The organism is Gordonia sp. LMA484, assembly GCF_058129505.1.
In genome coordinates this window covers 3,751,854-3,773,299 of the sequence record NZ_CM176700.1, presented here as the reverse complement: position 1 = coordinate 3,773,299, position 21,446 = coordinate 3,751,854, and the positions used below count along the sequence as shown (strand labels likewise).

Here is a 21,446-nt window from a genome sequence, read left to right as displayed (position 1 = left end):
TGGACTCGGCCGAGTGGTGGCGCGCACGATCACACCCGCCGACCTGCGCGGTGAGGTCCTGACAATCGCCTTGTAACACCGAGGCAAGAACCGATTCACGCGCGGTGACGATAGTGGCTGATATGTCCAGCACCCCGCGATTTCTGCAAGGCGTCTACGCGTTCTCCGGCACGGGTCTCACCAAGCCGGCACCGATCGATCCGTCGCTGAGCTATGTGGTGCCGTCGGGAATGACCGCACAGCCGCTCTACTTCCGCGGCGGCAACAGCTCCGCCGAACTCGTCTACGTGACCCTGCTGCGGGACGGCCAACCGATGCGGATCTTCCCCATGGGCGCGAAGTCGTCGGTGAATGTGCCGCTGCGCGTCGTCGAGGACGTCGATCCGGACACGACGCTCGAGCTGGTGCTCGCCGCGCCGGAGGGCACGACCGGGGAGGTCGTCATCGATTTCGGGATGGTCGTCTTCTGATGCCCGTCGATGTGACGGCTGCCGGGGAACCGACGGCGAAACGCAAGCTGGTCGTCGTCGGCAACGGTATGGCCGGGGCGCGGACCGTCGAGGAGATCCTCACTCGTGGTGGTGGCGTGCAGTTCGACGTGACGATGATCGGCGACGAACCGTACGGCAACTACAACCGGATCATGCTCAGCCATGTGCTGTCGGGTGAGACCTCGATCGACGACGACGATCTGATGCTCAACCCGATGGCGTGGTACCGGGAGAACGGTGTGACGCTGCGCGCCGGGGACAGCGCGGAAGCCATCGACCGTTTCGCCAAGACCGTCACCTGCGCCAGCGGGCGGGTCATCGACTTCGACATGCTGATCATCGCCACCGGATCGAACACGTTCTTTCCCAACATGGACGGGCTGCGCGAATCCGACGGCCGCCTGGCGCGCGGGGTTTTCGGCTTCCGGACCATCGAGGACACCAATGGAATGTTGCAGATGGCGACATCGCGGGACGGCATCCGCGCCGTCGTCATCGGCGGTGGCCTGCTCGGCTTGGAGGCCGCCTACGGACTCAAGACGCAGGGCGTCGACGTCGACGTGGTCCACTCGCCGGGACATCTGATGAATCAGCAGCTCGACGAGCGTGGCGGAAAGGTGCTGCGCAACAAGATCGAGGAGCTCGGCGTGGGCGTGTACACCGGCAAGCGCACCACCGCGGTACTGCGTGACGACGCCGGCCGTGTCGCAGGCGTCGGATTCAACGACGGTGAATCACTGCCCGCCGACATGATCGTGGTGACGGCCGGCATCCGTCCCAACGTTGCCCTCGCGCGCAGTGCCGGACTGGTGATCGAACGCGGCATCGTGGTCGACGACCAGATGCGTTGTGAGGACGAGGGTTCCATCTTCGCCGTCGGCGAATGTGCACAGCATCGCAGTGAGGTGTACGGGCTGGTCGCGCCGCTGTGGGAACAGGCCGTGGTCCTGGCCGATGTGATCACCGGCAGCAATCCCGGTGCCGAGTATCACGGGTCGCGGCTGACCACCAAACTCAAGGTGGCCGGAGTGGATGTCGCCGCGATGGGCGTGAAGGGCCCCGAACGCGAGGACGACGAGTTCGTCCAGTTCTACGAACCACGCAGCGGCACATACAAGAGCGTGGTGGTCCGCGACAACAAGCTGATCGGCGCCATGCTTCTCGGCGACATCTCCAAGGCAAACTTCCTCACCCAGGCGTTCGACGACAAGGTGCCGCTGCCCGACGAGCGGATCTCCATGCTGTTCGACATGGGTACCCCCACCGCCGCGACCGGTGCTGCCGAACTCGCCGACGACGTGCAGGTGTGCAACTGCAACGGCGTCACTAAAGGGGACATCGTCTCGTGTGTGCAGAGCGGGTGCACGAGCGTGAGCGAGGTCTGCGCGAAGACGCGGGCGGGCAAGGGATGTGGTTCGTGCAAGCAGCTCGTCGGCGACATCGTGGAGTTCGCGGCCGGTGACACCCTCACCGTCGACAAGTCTGCGGACTGGTACGTGCCCGCGATCGGCCTGACCAAACCGGAACTCATCGACGCCATCCGGAGGCAGAACCTGCGGTCGGTGACGGAGGTCTTCGCCGCGCTGGCGCCCGACGGTGAGGACGCGGCGTCGAAAATGCCGCTGTCGTCGCTACTCCGGGTGATCTGGGGTCAGGACTGGAAGCGTGAGCCGGGTGCCCTCTTCGTGAACGACCGGGTGCACGCGAACATCCAGCGCGACGGGACGTTCTCGGTGGTGCCGCAGATGAAGGGCGGTGTCACCTCGCCGCAACAGCTACGCAAGATCGCCGACGTCGCCGAGAAGTACGACATCCCGATGATCAAGGCGACCGGTGGGCAGCGTATCGATCTCCTCGGGGTGAAGAAGGAAGACCTGCCGAAGGTATGGCAGGACCTGGACATGCCGTCGGGATACGCCTACGGCAAGTCGTTCCGGACCGTGAAGACCTGTGTGGGGACGGACTATTGCCGCTTCGGCCTCGGCGACTCGACGTCGCTGGGGATCGCGATCGAGAATCGCTATCAGGGTTTGGAGTCGCCGGCCAAACTGAAGCTGGCGGTCACCGGATGTCCGCGCAACTGCGCTGAGGCGCTGTGCAAGGACTTCGGTGTGGTGGCCGTCGGCGACGGCAAATGGGAGATCTACGTCGGCGGAGCCGCGGGCGCCCACATCCGTAAGGGCGACGTGCTCGCGACGGTCGACTCGCCGGACGAGGTGATTCGCTTGTGCGGCATCTTCATCCAGTACTACCGCGAGCAGGCCAAATGGCTCGAACGCACCTACGCCTGGGTACCGCGGGTCGGTATCGAGGAACTGCGCGCGATCCTCGTCGAGGACCGCGACGGCATCGTCTCGGGGCTGCAGGAACGCATCGACGAGGCCGTCGCCGGTTACGTCGACCCGTGGCTCGATCGGGACGAGCCCCGGTCACCGGCACAGTTCACGTCGGCGTTGCCGCTGCTCCCGCTGCCGAAGGTGCCCGTCCGATGACCAGCGTAGACACCGGTGTCCCGGTCGGCCCGACCGAGGATCTGCTGCCCGGCGAGGGGCGTGCCTACGCGGTCGACGGCCGACAGGTCGCGGTCTTTCGGATGACTGACGGCACCCTGCGGGCCACCGACGCCGTCTGCCCACACCGGGCGGGTCCCATCGCTGACGGCCAGTTCGACCTGGGTCACGTCGTGTGTCCTCTGCACCAGTATGTGTTCCGCTTCTCGGACGGGGGCTGCACGGCAGACGGGATCGGTTCGCTGAGTGTGTATCGCGTGGAGGATCGGGACGGCCGGATCGTGGTGTGGCAGTAGGGCCTGCGCCCGGCGACACCTCGGCGACCGGCCGACACCCCACCGAGGGCCGGTGGGCCGACTCTGGTGCGGTCCGTGCCGGGTCCTCAGCTGACCGCTGAGTCCGGGACGATGTAACGCTCGGGGCCGAAGGTGATGACGCTGTTGTCACCCTGCCGGGTGACGGCGAAGACGAAGCCGGCGGAGCCGTCGGCCTGGGCGCTGTCGGCACCGTACGGGGTGGTGCCATGGAAGAACAGGGCACGGGTCTTCCCGTCCGGCTTGGTGACCTCGACGAGGGTGGTGCCGTCCTCACCCCACTTGCGGGTCACCTTTGTCACGCAGTCCGATGTCGCCTCGGCCGCGACCGCGGCGCAGGCGATGCTGGTGGTCTGCACGGCCGGGGACGGCACCGCGCTCAGGCCGGGATTGGCCTCGCCGAGCGGAATCGACACGATGGTGACTCCGTCGACGACACCGACGACCGTGCCGTTGAGCGCCTTTGCCGCGTCCTCGGACGGACATCCGATCAGGATCGCGCTGTCATCGAGCCAGCGCGACGTCTGCGGGCTCTCGCCGAGCCGGCGGCACGGTGAGCCGTCGGTGGGATAGCCGGTTCCGAACGGTGCGAGGGAGGCCGGGATCGTCGGCGCTGCCGATGCACTCGCGGATGTCGAGGAAGTGGTGCTCGTCGTGGAGGTCTGGCTCGACACGACCGCACTCGACGTCGAACTCGTCGTCATCTCGCTGGACGTCGAGGTGCAGCCGGCGACTGCGGCGGCCGCGGTGGCCAGCATGGCGAGCAGCAGAGATGAACGGACTGTGTGCATTCTGATAGACCCCAATGTCTCTGGACCCCATTGTCTCGGCGGTCGTGGCGCGAGGCGGATGCTCGGACCCGGTTCGTCTGACCCTAGCCCCGTCGGGTGCCGCGGATGCGAACCTCGACTCCGCGTGTCCCGACCCCTCCTCGTCGTGCGTCTCGGAAATGTTCCCTGCCGCGTGACGGAAAACGTCCCCGTGAGCGACGTCCGAAGGAATGCTCCCTCGGACGTCGCTCACGGGGACGTTCTCGGTCAGTGCACTCGGTGCGTGCGCGCTCGACGACACCTATTTCCGTGACACACCGCTAGTACACGTCTCGCACGTACCGTTTGTCGGCCGCGAGTGCCTTGACGTAGGACTCCGCACCGGCAGGGGAACGGCGTCCATGGTGGGCGACGATCTCCTTCAGGGTTGCGTCGACGTCCTTGGCCATCCGGGTGGCGTCGCCGCACACGTAGACGTGCGCCCCGTCGTGGAGCCAGCCATAGATCTCCTCACCGTGTTCTCGCATTCGATCCTGCACGTAGATCTTGCGTTCCTGATCGCGCGAGAAGGCGACGTCGAGGCGGGTCAGCAACCCGTCGGAGAGCATCGTGGTGAGCTCGTCGCGGTAGTAGAAGTCGGTGGCCGAGAACTGCTCACCGAAGAACAGCCAATTCTTGCCCTCGTGTCCCAATGACTGTCGCTCCCGCAGGAATCCGCGGAAGGGCGCGACACCGGTTCCCGGTCCGATCATGATCATCGGCGTGTCCGGATCGGCGGGGGGCCGAAAGTGCGTCGTCGATGTCACGAAGACGCCGATCTCCTGTCCGTCGCAATGGTCGGCGAGGAACGTCGAGCACACTCCGCCGCGCGGTTTGCCGTGCAGGTTGTACCGCACGGCCGACACGGTGAGTTCGACCTCCTCGGGATTGTGCAGTTGACTGGAAGAGATCGAATATGACCGTGGCTGAAGTGGCTTCAAGACAGAGATCCATTCCTCCGCGTCCGCCTTGACCGGGTACTCGGTCAGCACGTCGACCGACTGGCGGCCCCACGTCCAGGATTCCATGTCCTGCTTGTTGCCCGCCGCAGCCAGCGAATGCAGGTGCGCGGACCCGTTACGTTCGGCGACGAAACGCATGAAATCCGGTGTGACCTTGGCGAACTCAATCCGTTCACGCAGGGCGCGGTGAAGGGGCATTTCGTCGCCGCCTGGGGCGCAGACGATCTCACCTCCATCGAGACCGGTGGCGTCGAGCCATTCGTCGATGAGAGCGGCGTTGTTGAGCGGCCAAACCCCCAATGCGTCGCCGGCCTTGTAGCTCAGGGTGTCGGCGGGCAGATGAAAACCGAAGTTGCGCACGTCCTTCGCAGATCCGTCGGCATTCAGCTTCACGTTGCGTGACAGATGGGTCACCAGCGGACTCTTCTTCGAGTAGGCCGGCGCGGTCCGCACCGACGGTTGCGCGGATGAGTCGGCCGGTTCGCTCACCACGGTGACTCGATCGGCCGACGAAGCCGACACATGACTCTGACTTGAGCCGATCACCGTGTGTACCCGGTCCAGCCACTGGCCGGCCGGTTCTTCGAAGTCGGGTTCGCAGTCCACGCGCTCGAGGAGTCGCTTCGCCCCCAGTTCGCCGAGACGCTGATCGAGGTTGCGGCCGTGTCCGCAGAAGTTGTCGTAGCTGGAATCGCCGAATGCCAGTACGGCGTAACGCAATCCGGACAGGTCCGGAGCCGAGTCACCGCTCAGCACGTCCCAGAACGCCGACCCGTTGTCCGGGGGCTCGCCGTCGCCGGTCGTCGAGCTGACGAACAGGGCCGTACCCGCCAGGGAGCCCACGTCGGCGGCATCCATCTCGGTGACGTTGACGTCGAATCCCTTGGCCCGGATGTGATCGGCGGTCTCGGTGGCGAACTCCTCGGCATTGCCCATCTGTGAGGCCCACAGCACCGTGATCGAATCGCGTGCCGCCTGGGCCGCGGCGTCCCTCCCGAAGTCGGTGGGCACGTCGCCGGCACGGTGCGGTGCGCGCGCGAAGACGCCGTCGAGCAGGCCCGAAGCCCAGGCGTGGACGTTCGCGCGCAGGGGCGCTCCCGCAGGCAGATACGGCCGCTCGTCGACCGGAGGCTGTGCCCGCAGTCCGGCGATGAGCCCCGCGAGGTAGGTGCGTTCGGCATCGGACGGCCGGACATCGTCGAGCGCGGAGAGACCCAGCGCAGACGCGAGAGCATCGACGGGACTGTGTGCGACGCGAATGTCGGTGGGTGCGGTCACACCTGCTGCGTCGGTCGAGGACTCTTCCTCTGCCGGCGGTCCGGCCACCTTTGCCAGCGTCACCGCGCACACCTTGAACTCGGGCTGCTGCGACTGCGGATCAATCGCATCCGAGGTGACGGCATTGATCGCCAGGTGCTCACCGAACATGTCGTTCCAGTGAAAGGGCACGAAGCAGTTGCCCGGCCGCACCCGATCGGAGACCGATGCCGGCAGCACCGCACGGCCGCGTCGGGAAGCCACCTCGACCTGATCCTTGGGGCCGATACCGAGACGTGCCGCGTCGTCGGGATGGATCTGCACGAACGGGCCCGGGGCCAGCTTGTTCAGCTTGGCGACGCGGCCGGTCTTGGTGAGGGTGTGCCACTGGTGGGGGAGGCGGCCGGTGTTGAGTAGGATCGGGTAGTCGTCGTCGGGCATCTCGGCCGGATCCACGTGCGGCCGGGCGAAGAACTGAGCACGTCGATTCGGGGTCGCGAAGGCCAGGGCAGGGGTTGAGCCGTCCTCGGCGCGATACAGCGTCTGACTGACACCGTCGTTGAGATAGCGGATCGGATTGCGGCCACCGGGATCCGGCGCGTCCACCAGGTCGGCGGGCGGGCACGGCCACTGTATCGGTGTGCGACGGAGCCCGTCGTAGGTGATGCCGCGCAGGTCGTATCCGGTTCGGGGATTGGCGAATCCGCGGATCTCGTCGAAGATCTCCTCGGCATTCGAGTAGGAGAAGGCGTCGGCATAGCCCATCTCGCAGGCGATGCGGGCGATGATCTGCCAGTCGGGCAGTGCCTGCCCGGGCGCGCCGAGAGCGGGTTCGAAGAGCGTGACGTTGCGCTCGGAGTTCACCATCGTGCCGGTGGACTCCGACCACAACGCGGCCGGCAACGCGACGTCGGCGTAGGCGTTGGTCTCGGTGTCGGCGAAGGCGTCCTGGGTGATCACCAGCTCGGCCCGTTCGAGCCCCTCGATCACCGTGGCCCGATTGGACACCGAGGCAACCGGATTGGTGCAGATGATCCAGCAGGCCCGGATCTCGCCGTCGGCCATCCGGCGGAACATGTCGATGGTGCCACCGCCGACGTCGGTGCGCAGGGTGCCGGGCTCGACACCCCATCTGGTCTCGACGAAGGCGCGGTCGTCGTCGGAGATGACGGCGCGCTGGCCCGGCAGTCCCGGACCCATGTATCCCATCTCCCGGCCGCCCATCGCGTTGGGCTGGCCGGTCAGCGAGAACGGGCCGCTGCCGAGCCGACAGATCGCGCCGGTCGCCAGGTGCAGGTTGATCAGCGCGTTGGTGTTCCAGGTGCCGTGCGTGGACTGGTTGAGTCCCATCGTCCAGCAACTCATCCAGTTGTCGGCGGTGCCGATCATCTCGGCCGCGCGGCGCAGGTCGTCGGCGTGGATGCCGGTGATCTGGGCTACCGTCTCCGGCGGGTACTGCGCGGCGAAATCCGGCATCTGCTCGAACCCGTCGGTATAGGCCGCCACGAAATCGTCGTCGACATGCCCGCCGGTGATGAGCAGGTGCAGCAGGCCGTTGAGCAGGGCGAGGTCGGTGCCGGGCTTGACCTGGAGGAACAGATCGCATTTGTCGGCCGTCGCGGTTCTCCGGGGGTCCACGACGATCAGCTTGGCGCCCGCCTTGACGCGGTCCATCATGCGCATGTGCAGGATCGGGTGGCAGTCGGCCATATTCGATCCGATGACGAAGAAGACGTCGGCGTTGTCGAAATCCTGGTACGAGCCGGGCGGACCGTCGGAGCCCAGTGACTGCTTGTAGCCGGTGCCGGCGCTGGCCATGCAGAGGCGCGAGTTCGATTCGATCTGGTTGGTACCGATAAATCCCTTGGCCAACTTGTTGGACAGGTACTGCGCCTCCATCGACATCTGCCCGGAGACGTAGAGGGCGACGGCGTCGGGACCGTCCTCGTCGATGATCGCGCGCAGTCGCCGCGCGGTGTCGGTGATCACCTGATCCATGTCCGCGGGTCGTGGTTCGGTGCCGCGGTCCGTGCGCACCATCGGGGTCGTGAGCCGTCCGCCGGCGGCCAGCATGTCGGAGGTGGTCGAGCCCTTTGTGCAGAGTCGGCCGTAGTTGGTGGGGTGGTCCTTGCGGCCCACGGTCTTGGTGACCTGACCGTTCTCGCCGACGGCGAGGTCCATGCCACAACCCACCCCGCAGTAGGCACACAGCGAATGCACGACGTCGACGGACTTCACGCATCCCAGCGTCGTCGGGGCGTGTTTCTGGATGCAAAGCGTCCAGTTACGCGCCTATCAACTTGACCTCACAGGGCGAATGGCCCTCGGTGAGCGGCCCCGGCAGTCCGACGTCGGTCCTGGCCAGTCCCGGCTCTAGGTCTCGACAGGTGCGTCCACGGCGATGAAATGCCCGAAGAATACAACGCGTGGTCCCGGCTTCCCAGACCTGCACGGAACTCGGTCGACCGGTACGATACAGCCTGCTGTACTCGTGTTCCTCAAGAAGAAAGTGTGCGCATGATCCTCCAAACAATCGAGACGGTCATCACAAACATCACAGCGCTCGGCGAATTCATCGGGAACTTTCCGATGATCTTCTTCGGATCCTGATTCGCGCGAATCTGCGTTAGATTGCCGACTGTGCGGCTGGCGACCTGCGGGTCCCCAGCCGCATTGTTTTTCTCTGAAGATCGCCTGCAGTAAATTTGACGAGACGCGACGCAACCTCGGCATGGCTCAGACAGCTCTCAGCAGTTCGCGATAAGACTGTAGGTATGCGCATCCTTGTGGTCGACGACGATCGGGCGGTTCGTGAGTCGCTGCGTCGGTCCCTGTCCTTCAACGGCTACACGGTCGACATCGCGGCCGATGGGCTCGAGGCCCTCGAGAAGATCGTCGCCGAACGTCCCGATGTCGCCATCCTCGACGTGATGATGCCACGTCTGGACGGTCTGGAGGTGTGTCGCCGGCTGCGCTCGGCGGGCGATGACCTGCCGATTCTCGTGCTGACCGCGCGTGACACCGTCTCGGAGCGGGTGTCGGGCCTCGACGCGGGCGCAGACGACTATCTGCCGAAGCCGTTCGCGCTCGAGGAGCTGCTGGCGCGGCTGAGGGCCCTCCTGCGTCGCTCGACTCCCGACGACGCGGCCGACTCCGAGGCGATGACGTTCGCCGACCTCACCCTCGATCCGGTGACCCGCGACGTCTCCCGCGGCGAGCGCGCCATCAGCCTGACCCGAACCGAATTCGCGCTGCTGGAGATGCTGATGGCGAATCCGCGGCGCGTGCTCTCCCGCAGCCGGATCCTCGAGGAGGTCTGGGGCTACGACTTCCCGACGTCCGGCAACGCCCTCGAGGTCTACGTCGGCTACCTCCGCCGCAAGACGGAGGCCGAAGGGGAGTCCCGGTTGATCCATACCGTGCGTGGCGTCGGCTACGTGTTGCGGGAGACACCGCCCTAGTGGTTGCCGACAACACCGACCCCATGCAGGTGTCGTCGGTGCGGCTCGGACTACTCCACTCCCGGCGCACCGCGAAGGAGATGCGTGCGCCGATGCCGTTGACGCGTGCGGTGTCGCTCAAGACCCGTGTGACCTTGCTGTCGGCCACCGTGGTGCTGGTCTCGGTCAGCCTGATGGCCGCGGCCGCCTATTTCGTCGTCTACCGCGCGATGTACAACGAGGTGGATGCTCAACTGGAGAGTCGCGCCGACGGATTGACGGCGATGGCCAAGACCGGACTGCTGAGCCAGCGACCGGAGTCCCTGGTGACCGGCACGGTCTTCGCGACGAACATCTCGCTGGCGCTGGTGCATCCCGACGGCAGTGCGTATCTCATCGGAGAGGTTCCGTTCGACGACGTCGAACGGGATATCGCCCGGTCCACGACGCTCCCCGGCAACAACCAGCAGAGTCTGCGGACCGTCGACAATCAGCGTGTCCTGGCGCGCAAGCTCGATGACGGCAACACACTTGTGTTGGCGCAGAGCCTGTTACACACCGACCGTGTGCTCAAACGGTTGGCCTGGGTGCTGTTGGTGGTCGGCGGCGGTGGCGTGGCGCTGGCGGCGCTCGCGGGTACCACGGTCGCGCGCGCCGGCCTCAGACCGGTGGCGCGGCTGACGCGTGCCGCCGAAAGAGTCGCCCGGACACAGGATCTGACGCCGATGCCGGTGACCGGAAACGACGAGTTGGCGCGCCTCACGGAGAGTTTCAACACGATGTTGCGGGCACTGGACGATTCCCGCGATCGACAGTCGCGGCTCGTCGCCGATGCCGGACACGAGCTGCGCACTCCGTTGACGTCGTTGCGCACGAACCTCGAGTTGCTCATCGCGTCCAGCGAACCCGGAGCGCCGGCGATGCCGCCGCAGGACATGGTCGAGCTCCGCTCGGACGTCATGGCCCAGATCGAGGAACTGTCCACGCTCGTCGGTGATCTGGTCGACCTGGCGCGGGAGGATGCGCCAGAGGTGGTGCACGAGGAGGTCGACCTGATCGAGGTGATCACCCGATCACTGGACCGGGTTCGTCGTCGGCGCAGCGATGTGGACTTCCAGACGCACCTCACCCAGTGGTACGTCTTCGGCGAGGAACACGGCCTGAACCGCGCGGTCCTCAATGTGCTGGACAACGCCGCGAAATGGAGTCCGCGGGGCCGGCCGGTGCAGGTCAGGCTCGGCCAGATCGATGCGACCACGGCGGAACTGACGGTCGCCGATGCCGGCCCGGGCATTCCGGAGGAGGACCGCGGGCTGGTCTTCGAGCGGTTCTATCGGTCGACACAATCGCGGTCGATGCCCGGGTCGGGCCTGGGACTGGCCATCGTGCGCCAGGTGGTGTCCCGTCACGGTGGCACCGTCTCCGCCGAACAGTCCGATCTCGGCGGCGCACTCATTCGAATGACCTTGCCGGGAAGTCCGACTCCTGTGGAACCTTCCCCTCAGGTGGTTCGTCAATAGTGTGACGGACCTCGACTTTGGTCATCGCCGCCTCGGCCCGATCGCCTAGGGTGAGATCAACGTCGGCGGTCGGCCGACGGCGAGTGCATCGGGGAACCATCGCCGGGTGAGGCGATCGTGGAGAACGAGGAAGACGACATGACCAGTGGCGGTTCGCAGGGCGACCCGTACGGCACCGGCAATGGACCGGGCCAGAGTCCGTATGGAACGGGCCAGTTCGGCGCACCCGGGTACGGTGCCAACTCCGGCCAGGGGGCCGGCCCGTACGCGCCTTCGGGACCGGCGGCACCCGACGCCAACACCTACGGGCACCATGCCGCTTCGACACAGCGATTCGCCGATCCCTACGGTGCACCGGCATCGGGGCAGATCCCGGCGCAACCCCACTACGCCATGGGCCCCGGGATGCCGCCGGCCGGAGCGCCGTTCGGGCCCGGTGAACCGTCTCCGAGCCCCAAGAGATCCGGTGGTGGCCGCAAGGCGGCACTGGCCGCAGGTGCGGTCGTGCTCGCACTCGTGGCGGGCGGGGTCGGCGGTGTCGTCGGCGCGAACGTCACCGACGACAATGTCTCCTCGACGGCGCACAGAGGTCCGCTCGGCGGCGATCCGAACAGCGGCTCGGACGGGCAGCTGCAGGCGCCTGCCGGATCGGTGCAGGCGGTCGCGGCCGACGTTCTGCCGTCGGTGGTGTCGATCATCGTGCGCTCGGGTAATGCCGAGGGTGGCGGCTCCGGGGTGATCCTCTCCGACGACGGCGTGATCATGACCAACAATCACGTCGTGTCGGAGGGCGGTGAGGCCCGGGCGAGCCAGGTTCTGGTGATCTTCTCCGACGGCAGCCGCGCGCCCGCACGCGTCCTCGGCGCAGACCCGATCTCCGACATCGCGGTCATCAAGGTGGAGAAGTCCGGGCTCAAACCGATCACGGTGGGTACGTCCAACAATCTCGCCGTCGGGCAGGACGTCATCGCCATCGGCGCACCACTCGGGCTCGAGGGCACCGTGACCACCGGCATCATCAGTGCGCTCAACCGGCCGGTGTCCACGTCGCGTGAGTCGGGGACGACGTCGGTGATCGACGCGATCCAGACCGACGCGGCCATCAACCCGGGTAACTCCGGTGGTGCGCTCGTCAACGCCAAGGGTGCGCTGATCGGTGTCAACACCGCGATAGCGACCCTGGGCGCATCGGCGGAGCAGCAGAGCGGCAGTATCGGCCTGGGCTTCGCGATCCCGATCGACCAGGCGATCCGGGTCGCCGAGGAACTGCGGGACACCGGCAAGGCGACGCAGGCGGGACTCGGGGTCTCGGTACGCGCCAACACCGACGTGGACCAGCCCGGTGCCTACATCTCCGACGTCACGGCGGGTGGGCCTGCCGCGAAGGCGGGGATTCCCTCGGGTGCGGTGGTGACCAAGGTGGACGACCGCGCCATCTCCAGCGGCGACGCCCTGGTGGCTGCGGTGAGGTCTCATGCGCCGGGCGACACTGTCACGATCACCTATGTCATCAACGGCCAGACCAAGACAACGCAGGTCACCTTGGAGACCCTGCACGTCGGCTAGAACAGCACACGGGGTATCTCCTCGTGGAGCAGAAAGGCTAGAGAATGAGCGACACCGGATCCACCGCCATCGACCCCGACGACGTGGTCGCCGCCGATGCGGCCGCGCGTGAGTTCGTCGCGCGCCACAGTGATGACGACTCACGTGCCGCCAGGAGCGGCGACGAGATCGGTCGCGCACTGGTTGTGGTCGTCGACGATCGCGCCGCACACGGTGAAGATCAGAGCCTCCTGGGCCCACTCGTCGGTGAACTCCTCGCTGAGGCCGGCTTCCACGTCGACGCCACAGTCGCCGTCTCCGGCGACGAGGTGGAGATCCGTAACGCGCTGAACACCGCCGTCATCGGTGGAGTGGATCTCGTGGTCTCGGTCGGCGGAGTGGGCGTCGGAGCGCGTGACGTGGCGCCCGAGGCCACCGAACCGCTCCTGGACCGCCGCCTGCGCGGCATCGAGGAAGCCGTACGCAGTTCGGGTCTGGCGGCCGGCGCCACCGACGGAGGGCTGTCGCGCGGTCTCGCCGGGATCTCCGGCCAGACCCTGGTGGTCAACATCGCCAACTCGCGGGCGGCCGTGCGTGACGGGATGGCCACCGTCGCCCCGCTGGCGCAGCACGTGATCGAGGCGATCAGCGAATTCTGATCGCGAATAATCAGAATCGCCGAAAGGCGGAACCCGCCGTGGACAGTAACCCGGATCACACCCCCAAGACGCTGCCTACCAGCGACTCCGGCACCGCCAAACGCCCTGGCAAACGCCCTGACAAGGACTGGCGCGCTCGGCGGACGTTGGACGACATCTTCGGCGTCGAGATCCCCGAGGTCACAACCGACGAGTGTGAGGAAGGTCACAAGGGGATGTCGAGCGATTGGTATGAGGTCAATCGACCGCCACATCACCACTAGGTCTGGGTGCTGCTGACATGGCTGACGCAGCGTGTTTTCCTTCCGTTAACATTCTCAAATCTACGAATCGTGAATGTGATGTTTGCAATCATGATTGTGGGTATCGAGACACGGCTGATCGCATCTGTTGCTCGTCTCGATCTCGCTCCGATAACGTTCGCAACGACAACGCATCGGTACTTGTAATGAGCACCGACGGGGAGTCCTGCGATCTGTCGCGAGGTGACAACGCAGCAGTGGCCAGGGGTATGCGGAAGGCGACTTCCAGCGAACCGAAACCGACATTGGGTTCGGTTGCGGGGCGGGGGTCCGCAGCCCACGAGGGTCGACCTGCATCACACACGGGTGTGTTGTGCAGGACAAAAAACCGAATCCTGTGAGAGGGAACGAATGAGCAAGTTCAGCAAGCTTGGGCTGCGCCGCGTGGCTGGTGCATGCGCCGTCGCCGCGGTGGCGGCCGTTGGCCTGGCCAGCATGGGGGCGGGAAACGCAGCGGCGGGCCCGCTGGCGAATGGCTACAAGAAGACCGTCGGCATTGAGGGCGAATCCCTCCAGACCTGGCGCACCGGAGAGTCGGCATTGCCCGCTCCGTCCGTGGCGAACAACGGTGCAGGTCGCGCCGCCGTCGTCTCCGGCACCTACCGGGCCAAGGCCAGCGCAGGCGTGAACGGCAACATCGCGGTCAAGGTTCTGATCGGTTGCCAGGTCGACATCACCGGTCTCGAGGGCGGTGTGAACGGAGGCATTTCCGCTGACATCGTGGGTCAAGCGCTGTCCCCGTCACTGAGCGGTTCGCTCTCGATCCCGTTGACCCCCGGTCAGGTTGTGATCGCTGACGTCACCGACAAGGACATCAGCGAGGGCGGTGTCGCCGCGATTCAGATCGACCAGTTCGGGATCGATGTGCAGCGATGCGGCGGCTACGCATCGGCCCGCACCATAGTGCAGGTGGTCGGCGCCAAGGGCTACAACACCGACGACGGCTCGGTCAACGGATCCGGCTCGTACATGCAGTCGACCCTCTACGGACAGCCCTTCAGCCTCAACTGAGCGGCAGCAGATAACTCCAGCACAACTTTCTGACTTATCTGCCCCGAGCAGATTGATATTCCACGAAGGGGAATCATGAAGAAGATCAACACTCGCGTGGCCGCCGGTGTCGGCCTCGCCGGTGCCGCTGTGATGGGCCTGACCAGCCTGGGTGCCGGTGGCGCCGCGGCCGGTCCGCTGCCTGGCGGTTATGTAACCAAGACCCTGGTCGACGGCACGCCCGTCACAGTCCGGCTATACGACGAATACGTCAACATTCAGCGCGCGGTCACGAACGTACCGACCAGCCGTGAGGTCTGGATGTCGGGCAAGGTCAAGATCACCGTCGGTGGCAAAGCTGAGGGAGGTTCGGTCAACGCTGGCTACCTCGTCGGCTGCCAGGTGAACTTCGGTGCCAGCGGTGGGGCCGATTCGGCCAACGTCCTTGGTGAACTAACGGGCAACAACAGCCCAAGCGCCGGCGGCGGTTTCACTCTCGCGCCCGGGCAGGCCACCTACGTCCCGATCATCAACACCACCTCGGGCGATGACACGGCCTACAAGAACTACACGGTGAACGGCTACTCGTTCAAGGGCAACACCGGTGGTGTGGCCTACAGCCAGGAGAAGTTCGGCATGGACGGCTGTGCCGGTTACGCCTCCGCCAAGGCGAAGGTCAAGGTGACCGTCAACACCGATTCGGTGAAGGGCGTCATCACCCTGTACGGCAAGCCGTTCAGCCTGGGCTGATCGACCGCAGTCCGTTCGGTGAACGGACTCCAGCACGAACCGCGCGGGGCGGGATCGGTACATCCGATCCCGCCCCGTCGGTGTTCGCCCGACGGTGACTAGAGTCGCTCCGGGACCGTGTCCGCCCGATCGGGAGGACGGTCCGGGAGGAGAACACAGGTGGCGGCAACCGAACAGCGACACCCCGGGGGCGCCGAGATCGGCGCGGGCGCCGACGCTCACGGCGAGCCACCGACTCTCAACGTCCTCTCCGCGATCCGCCGTTTCTCGCCGGTCATGGCGGGACAGCGATGGAAGCTCGCGCTGGCGATCGTGTTGCTCTATCTCGAGGTCGGCACCAGCGTCGTGACCGTCGCCTTGTTCGCGCACATCACCGATTCGGTGTTGGTGACCGGCGACCTGTCCGCACTGTGGACGCCGTTGGTGTTGTGGGTGGTGGTCACCCTCATCGGCTCGGCGCTGTCGTTCGGCGCCGAGATGATCGGGGGAGTGGTCACCGAGCGCATCCTGCTCCGCCTGCGCGATCGCCTCTACGGGCACACGCAACGACTGGCGCCGTACACCCGTCGGGAGTTCGAGACAGGTGATCTCATCGCGCGGCACAGCAGCGACGTCGACGAGATCGAGTACTTGCTGTCGTCTGGAGTGATGGCCGCCGCGGTGGCGATCGGCAGTGCCCTCATCTACGCGATTGCCGCGTTCGTGACGAGTTGGCAACTGGCACTGGTCGCGTTCGTCCTCGCACCGCTACTCTGGGTCGTGTCACAGCGGTTCGGCCAGGTCGTCAAGACAGCGGCCCGCCGAGAACGAAAAGCCAATGGACGCATCACCTCCCGCATCCAGGAGGGCATCACCAACGCGATCTCGATCCAGGCCGACAATCAGGGTGCCCGCGACCGGAACGGGGTGTTGGTGCAGGCGCGGCTCTGGCGAGACGCCCGCATCGCGGAGATCCGCGCCAACGCCGCCTTCGCCCAGACGGTGGGCATCGTCGAGATGCTCTGTGTCATGGCGGTCATCGTCGTCGGCGCGTGGCAGATCTCGCGGGGGCAGGCCACCATCGGCACACTCATCGCGCTGACCGGCTACCTCGGGTACATGTATCCGCAGATCCAGGCTCTCGGAGAGCTGGCGGTGTCGGTGACCTCGGCGACGGCCAGCGCCGAACGCGTCGCCGAGATACTCGACGCCCCGATCGGCGTCTCTGACCCCGAAGATGCCGAGGAGCCAGAGAGATTCGCGCTTGCCGCCGATCACGAGCCGACCTGGATCGGTGAATCCGTCGCAGCGCCAACGGTAGTCACTTCCGCCGAACCCGGTGGTGTGACAGTCGAGTTCGACGATGTCGGCTTCACCTATCCCGACGACGACCGGCCTGTTCTCGAGGGTGCGTCGGTGTCGATCGCCGCCGGGGACTTCGTCGCGCTGCTCGGTGACAGCGGTTCCGGCAAGAGCACTCTGATGTATCTCCTGTTGCGCTTCTACGATCCGACCGCCGGTGTGATCCGCCTCGACGGGACCGACATCAGAACGTTGAAGCTGCAGAGCCTCCGGGCCGGAATGGCCATGCTCCCACAGCGTCTCGCGATCTTTCACGCGTCCGTCGCCGACAACATCCGCTACGGCCGGCCGGATGCGACCGACGCGCAGGTCATCGCTGCGGCCCGGGCCGCCGACGCCACCGGATTCATCGGGGAGCTGCCCGATGGTTTCGACACGATCCTCCGCGACGCCGGCGGGAATCTGTCCGGCGGTCAGCGACAGCGGATCGGGCTGGCACGCGCATTCCTGCGCGACGCGCCGCTGCTGATCCTCGACGAGCCGACCACCGGCCTCGATGCCGCAACCACCGGACGCGTACTCGACCCACTCCTGCGCCTGGCGCGGGCGCGGACGACCGTGCTCATCACCCACGATCCCGAGATCGCCGCCGTCGCCGACTACACGCTGACCGTATCGGCCGGCCGTCTCGTGCGTGCCGATCCGGCGTCGGCATCCCAGAATCCCACCGGCAGGGCCTGATACGCAACGATCCCGCCGCTGCGACGGACAGCGGCGGGATCGTCGACATTGTTGTTGTGCCGGTCGTGTCAGCTTCCGAAGAAGATGCCGAACATCGGCCGTCCGCGACGCGGCCCCTTGTGCCGACCGTGAGCCGGCGGAGGAGGCAGCGGCCGTCCGCGACGCGGACCGCCGTGGCGGGGTCCGGGGCCGTGGTGATGCGGCGGCTTGTGTCCTCGTGGCATGAAATCCCTCCCTGTGACGAACTGCCGGACTCGGAATGAGTCCAGCAGTCGACTATAGCCATTCATAGTTGCATGGCTCAACGAAGCCCTGATGCGCGACGACACGGGCCCGGGAGGGGGATGGGCCCGTGTCGTCACTCGTCAGTTGGAACTGCCGCTTCTCAGCTCCCGAAGAAGGGGAACGGGAAGAAGGGACGAGGCTGCGGCCGCCGGCGCTGCTGCTGCTGCGGGCGGCGCGGTGCCTGGTGTCCCGGACGATTGTTGTTGTGACCCTGCGGGCCCGGCTTCTGCGGCATTGCTGATGCAACCTCCGTGTCGATTCGAATCAGGTCTGTCGGCACAACTCACCACCGACTCGAGCGACATTAGGGTCGTAACCTTGCGGTTAGCTGCCCGCGAACCTGGCAAGGCGCTGTACGTCGGGCAACAGCGGTGTCCGGCACAACGACAATCGGGCCGCCCTCGGCGAAGAGCGCGGCCCGATTGAGTCGATGGTCAGCGGGAATGTCGTCCCGGGGCATCCGGCGGCGGATACTCGCCCGGAAATTGTCCCGGGGGATAGGTTCCCGGTGGCGGATAGTTGCCCTGTGGGTAAGTCCCGGGCGGGGGATAGGAACCCGGTGCGGGCGCGGGCGTCGGATACGGCGGACCCGACTGGGGCGGCGGACCGGTATGGGTCGGGCCGGTATGCGTGGGCGCGGCTGCCTCTGCCGGTGGCGGCGCGGTGAACCGCTGCGTGACGCCGGGGTCGTTGTAGCCTCCGGGCGCGGCGCCCGGGTCCGACAGATGGTCGGGCAGTTCGCGTTCGGCCTCTTCCTTGGCCTTCGACGTTCCCTCCGGGTCCAGCAGATCGCGGATCTCGGTGAGCAGTGAGACCTCGGAGACCTCCGACTTCTTGCCGAATCCACCGAGTTCGGAGAGTTTGTTGTACGGGACGATGATCAGGAAGTACACGACTGCCGCGACGATCAGGAAGTTGATCAGCGCGGTTATCAGGGCACCGATGTCGACGAAGGTCGAGGGATTGTCGGTGATCTGGAAACCGAGTCCCTCGGCCGCATCGGTGCCGATCGGAATCGCATTGATCAGCGGCTGAATGATCTTTTCGGTGAACGCAGTGACGATCGCGGTGAACGCCGCACCGATGATGACCGCGGTGGCCAGCTCGACGACATTGCCCTTGAGTATGAATTCCTTGAATCCCTTGAGCACGGTGTGCGGTCCTCTCGTATCGGCTTCCCGCTCTTGTTTCAGGTATTCGCATGGGCTGGTGCGACCCAAGAGAGCGGTGACATCCCTACCGCACTCGGCAACCCTATCCAGGATCGTAAACGACCATTGCAGTGTTTTGCTGAAAGCGCGCGAGCCGCACATCTCGACGAAAACGGTCGACACTCCGGGACCGACGGTCGACGGGATGCCGAAACGCGACATGGTCGGGCGATGGCGTCGCCACACACGCCGGTCAATGCAGGACGACCGCGAGCGGGGCGTCGAGGCCTGCGGTGGCCACGCGGTGCGCCTCCGTCTCGGCCATGGCGAGGAGGACCGGTCGGCCATCTGACCGTGCCGCGGCGAGGCCGCCCGTGTCCGCGGTGAACGTGGCGACGGCCACGACGGCGCCGCGCGCGAGGATGGTCGTCGAGGTGTGTCCGTCTGCGGTGGTCAGCACGTCGACCACATCGCCTTCCCGCAGCAGCGACGTCGTCGCCTCGTCGGCGAGGCGCACGGGCACCAGGCGAGCGTCTGCTCGTCCGGTGAGCTGTGTCGGCAATCGCGCTGACAGAAGTCGTGCGTCGGTGAGGATCTCGCCGGCGTGGACCCGGCCTGCCGGTCGTCGCCCGAGTCCGTCTGCGGTGAGGCGCAGTGCGCCCGCGGGGATCAGCCCGCTCGGGACCTCGCGGACCGCCAGATCATCGGCCGACACGACGTGACCAGGGAGCAGATCACGTGCGGCGACGACGGCCGACCGCGCCTGTTCGGTCCGGTGACCCGCGACGGTGACCGCGATCGCCGCGAGAATCAGCATCACCGAGGCGGCCCGGCGCACCATGATCGACCGAGCCCAACCGGGCCGCAGGACGTGGCGGACACGGTCGACGATGCGCGGTGCCAGCTCGTCGCGTGGGAACAGACGCATGAGCGGACCGTAGGCGCGCGATGATCCGGCGAAGGTCGGTCCGCGGGATCTGTGGACAAGCGGGCGGCGGTGTCGCCGTTGTGGAGAACCCGAGGCGCATCGACCTCTCGATTGGACCCCGTCCCGGCCTTCGGGGAGAATGTCCGAAACGGTGTGCCGGGAAGTCTGGTCGGCCGCCATCCGCACGGATGGTGTCGCTTACGCAAGTGGTTTGTGTCCACTACGAATGACCAGGAGTCTTGATGTCGAGCGCTGTTGTCCACCATCCATCGCCCCGCCAGCGGTTCCGGCGATGGGTGTCCTCCGACGTCACCAGCGGCGTGCTGCTGATGATCGCGGCCGTCGCCGCCGTCGCCTGGGCCAACTCTCCCTGGCGGGATGCCTACGACTCCTTGGTCTCCTACGAGTTCGGCCCCGAGTCGCTGCACCTGCACCTCTCGGTCGGCGAATGGGCGGCCGACGGTCTGCTGGCCATCTTCTTCTTCATCGTCGGCGTGGAACTCAAACAGGAGTTCGTCGCCGGCAGCCTGCGTGATCTGAAATTGGCGGGCGTGCCCATCGTCGCGGCCATCGGCGGCATGATCGTGCCGGCACTGTTCTACGTCGGCGTCGTGGCGGTGGGTGATCCCGAGGCGCTGCGCGGATGGGCCATCCCGACCGCCACCGACATCGCCTTCGCGCTGGCCGTGTTGGCCATCTTCGGCCGTGGATTGCCCGTCGCCCTGCGCACCTTCCTGCTGACCCTCGCGGTCGTCGACGATCTGCTCGGCATCACCGTCATCGCGACGTTCTACACCGAGACGATCAATTTCGTTCTCTTCGGCGCCGCGCTGTTGGTCATCGCGGTGTTCGGCGTGCTCGTGCGGCTCCGGCGTCCCCGCATCCGCGCGTTGATCCCCATCGTCCTCGTTCCGGTCGCGGTCGTCGCATGGGCGCTCATGCACGCGTCCGGTGTCCACGCGACAGTCGCCGGTGTGCTGCTCGGTTTCACGGTGCCCGCACTGCTGGTACACGGCGAGACGAGCTCGCGAACCCATCAATTCGACGATGCCATCCGGCCGACGTCGTCGGCCATCGCGCTACCGATCTTCGCGTTCCTGTCCGCAGGTGTGACCGTGGTGGGTGAGTCCGGCATCGTGCAGCCGGTCTCGATCGGGATCTTCCTCGGGCTCGTCGTCGGCAAGTCGATCGGTGTGCTCGGCGCGACCGCGCTCATGACCCGGTTCACGCCGTTGCGCCTACCGGACGCCATCGGTGTGCGCGACCTGCTGCCGGTCGGCATGCTCACCGGCATCGGCTTCACGGTGGCTTTGCTGATCGCCGAGTTGTCCTTCGAAGGCGGCGACGAACACCATGCCTCGGCGGCCAAGGCTGCCATTCTCGCCGGAAGTGTCGTCGCCGCAGTCCTGGCCGGCTTCCTGCTGCGCTGGGACGCGCACCAGAAGCGGGACCCGGACATGAATCGCGACAACGTGCCGGATCAGAACGTCGAGGTCATCGACTGAGGTAGG

16 protein-coding genes are annotated in these 21,446 nt (G+C 66.3%); 12 read left to right on the top strand and 4 right to left on the bottom strand.

From position 1 onward, the window contains the following. The first annotated feature begins 122 nt into the window (after nt 1-122). From AC4AMJ_RS16630 to AC4AMJ_RS16620, 3 genes are read left to right on the top strand one after another with little or no spacing between them, the layout of a single operon-like run. Complete coding sequence (locus tag AC4AMJ_RS16630) at nt 123-470, top strand: molybdopterin oxidoreductase (RefSeq protein WP_489900030.1); 348 nt, start codon at nt 123-125, stop codon at nt 468-470. Then, entirely contained in the window at nt 470-2,983 is a 2,514-nt protein-coding gene (nirB, locus tag AC4AMJ_RS16625; RefSeq protein ID WP_489900031.1) for a nitrite reductase large subunit NirB, read from the top strand. The genes AC4AMJ_RS16630 and nirB overlap by 1 nt, the downstream gene beginning before the upstream one ends. Then, complete coding sequence (locus AC4AMJ_RS16620) at nt 2,980-3,297, top strand: Rieske (2Fe-2S) protein (protein ID WP_489913386.1); 318 nt, start codon at nt 2,980-2,982, stop codon at nt 3,295-3,297. Before nirB ends, AC4AMJ_RS16620 begins: the two co-directional genes overlap by 4 nt. An 86-nt stretch (nt 3,298-3,383) precedes the next feature. On the opposite strand, the gene AC4AMJ_RS16615 is transcribed toward AC4AMJ_RS16620, so the two are convergent. After that, entirely contained in the window at nt 3,384-4,106 is a 723-nt protein-coding gene (locus AC4AMJ_RS16615) for a hypothetical protein (protein WP_489913384.1), read from the bottom strand. Between the two features lie 299 nt (nt 4,107-4,405). Next, complete coding sequence (locus AC4AMJ_RS16610) at nt 4,406-8,524, bottom strand: bifunctional nitrate reductase/sulfite reductase flavoprotein subunit alpha (protein ID WP_489918448.1); 4,119 nt, start codon at nt 8,522-8,524, stop codon at nt 4,406-4,408. A 593-nt stretch (nt 8,525-9,117) separates the two neighbouring features. Between AC4AMJ_RS16610 and AC4AMJ_RS16605 the strand changes: the two genes are divergently transcribed. From AC4AMJ_RS16605 to AC4AMJ_RS16570, 8 genes are all read left to right on the top strand, one after another. Beyond that, a complete protein-coding gene (locus AC4AMJ_RS16605) occupies nt 9,118-9,804 on the top strand; it encodes a response regulator transcription factor (protein ID WP_489900034.1) in 687 nt (228 codons plus the stop codon). A gap of 23 nt (nt 9,805-9,827) precedes the next feature. After that, nucleotides 9,828-11,303 carry a sensor histidine kinase gene (locus AC4AMJ_RS16600; protein ID WP_489900796.1) on the top strand — a complete coding sequence of 492 codons (1,476 nt, stop codon included), beginning with the start codon at nt 9,828-9,830 and terminating at the stop codon, nt 11,301-11,303. Between the two features lie 138 nt (nt 11,304-11,441). Then, nucleotides 11,442-12,869: a S1C family serine protease gene (locus tag AC4AMJ_RS16595; RefSeq protein WP_489913382.1), complete on the top strand. Its 1,428-nt coding sequence runs from the start codon at nt 11,442-11,444 to the stop codon at nt 12,867-12,869. A gap of 44 nt (nt 12,870-12,913) precedes the next feature. Further along, nucleotides 12,914-13,507 (top strand): MogA/MoaB family molybdenum cofactor biosynthesis protein, encoded by a 594-nt coding sequence (locus AC4AMJ_RS16590; protein WP_489900036.1) that lies wholly within the window; start codon nt 12,914-12,916, stop codon nt 13,505-13,507. 38 nt (nt 13,508-13,545) lie between these two features. Then, entirely contained in the window at nt 13,546-13,770 is a 225-nt protein-coding gene (locus AC4AMJ_RS16585; protein WP_489913380.1) for a hypothetical protein, read from the top strand. 390 nt (nt 13,771-14,160) lie between these two features. Then, nucleotides 14,161-14,820 carry an MspA family porin gene (locus tag AC4AMJ_RS16580; protein WP_489913378.1) on the top strand — a complete coding sequence of 220 codons (660 nt, stop codon included), beginning with the start codon at nt 14,161-14,163 and terminating at the stop codon, nt 14,818-14,820. A gap of 75 nt (nt 14,821-14,895) precedes the next feature. Then, a complete protein-coding gene (locus AC4AMJ_RS16575) occupies nt 14,896-15,549 on the top strand; it encodes an MspA family porin (protein WP_489913377.1) in 654 nt (217 codons plus the stop codon). A 159-nt stretch (nt 15,550-15,708) separates the two neighbouring features. Then, nucleotides 15,709-17,571 carry an ABC transporter ATP-binding protein gene (locus AC4AMJ_RS16570; protein ID WP_489913375.1) on the top strand — a complete coding sequence of 621 codons (1,863 nt, stop codon included), beginning with the start codon at nt 15,709-15,711 and terminating at the stop codon, nt 17,569-17,571. Between the two features lie 719 nt (nt 17,572-18,290). Here AC4AMJ_RS16570 and mscL read toward each other — a convergent pair. After that, entirely contained in the window at nt 18,291-19,007 is a 717-nt protein-coding gene (gene mscL, locus AC4AMJ_RS16565; RefSeq protein WP_489900041.1) for a large conductance mechanosensitive channel protein MscL, read from the bottom strand. Between the two features lie 253 nt (nt 19,008-19,260). Beyond that, on the bottom strand, nt 19,261-19,935 hold the full coding sequence (locus AC4AMJ_RS16560) for an SAF domain-containing protein (protein ID WP_489900042.1): 675 nt from the start codon (nt 19,933-19,935) through the stop codon (nt 19,261-19,263). A gap of 242 nt (nt 19,936-20,177) precedes the next feature. Here AC4AMJ_RS16560 and nhaA point away from each other — a divergent pair, with 242 nt between their 5' ends. Next, a complete protein-coding gene (nhaA, locus tag AC4AMJ_RS16555; RefSeq protein ID WP_489900043.1) occupies nt 20,178-21,440 on the top strand; it encodes a Na+/H+ antiporter NhaA in 1,263 nt (420 codons plus the stop codon). Nucleotides 21,441-21,446 lie beyond the last annotated feature (6 nt).

What these genes read in the sequence shown, in the direction of transcription:
- AC4AMJ_RS16620 (WP_489913386.1), top strand. Translation starts at nt 2,980, where the DNA reads ATGACCAGCGTAGACACCGGTGTCCCGGTCGGCCCGACCGAGGATCTG.
- AC4AMJ_RS16600 (WP_489900796.1), top strand. Translation starts at nt 9,828, where the DNA reads ATGCAGGTGTCGTCGGTGCGGCTCGGACTACTCCACTCCCGGCGCACC.
- AC4AMJ_RS16605 (WP_489900034.1), top strand. Translation starts at nt 9,118, where the DNA reads ATGCGCATCCTTGTGGTCGACGACGATCGGGCGGTTCGTGAGTCGCTG.
- AC4AMJ_RS16630 (WP_489900030.1), top strand. Translation starts at nt 123, where the DNA reads ATGTCCAGCACCCCGCGATTTCTGCAAGGCGTCTACGCGTTCTCCGGC.
- AC4AMJ_RS16580 (WP_489913378.1), top strand. Translation starts at nt 14,161, where the DNA reads ATGAGCAAGTTCAGCAAGCTTGGGCTGCGCCGCGTGGCTGGTGCATGC.
- AC4AMJ_RS16560 (WP_489900042.1), bottom strand. Translation starts at nt 19,935, where the DNA reads ATGCGTCTGTTCCCACGCGACGAGCTGGCACCGCGCATCGTCGACCGT.
- nhaA (WP_489900043.1), top strand. Translation starts at nt 20,178, where the DNA reads ATGTCGAGCGCTGTTGTCCACCATCCATCGCCCCGCCAGCGGTTCCGG.
- AC4AMJ_RS16575 (WP_489913377.1), top strand. Translation starts at nt 14,896, where the DNA reads ATGAAGAAGATCAACACTCGCGTGGCCGCCGGTGTCGGCCTCGCCGGT.
- AC4AMJ_RS16595 (WP_489913382.1), top strand. Translation starts at nt 11,442, where the DNA reads ATGACCAGTGGCGGTTCGCAGGGCGACCCGTACGGCACCGGCAATGGA.
- nirB (WP_489900031.1), top strand. Translation starts at nt 470, where the DNA reads ATGCCCGTCGATGTGACGGCTGCCGGGGAACCGACGGCGAAACGCAAG.
- AC4AMJ_RS16610 (WP_489918448.1), bottom strand. Translation starts at nt 8,524, where the DNA reads ATGGACCTCGCCGTCGGCGAGAACGGTCAGGTCACCAAGACCGTGGGC.
- AC4AMJ_RS16615 (WP_489913384.1), bottom strand. Translation starts at nt 4,106, where the DNA reads ATGCACACAGTCCGTTCATCTCTGCTGCTCGCCATGCTGGCCACCGCG.
- AC4AMJ_RS16590 (WP_489900036.1), top strand. Translation starts at nt 12,914, where the DNA reads ATGAGCGACACCGGATCCACCGCCATCGACCCCGACGACGTGGTCGCC.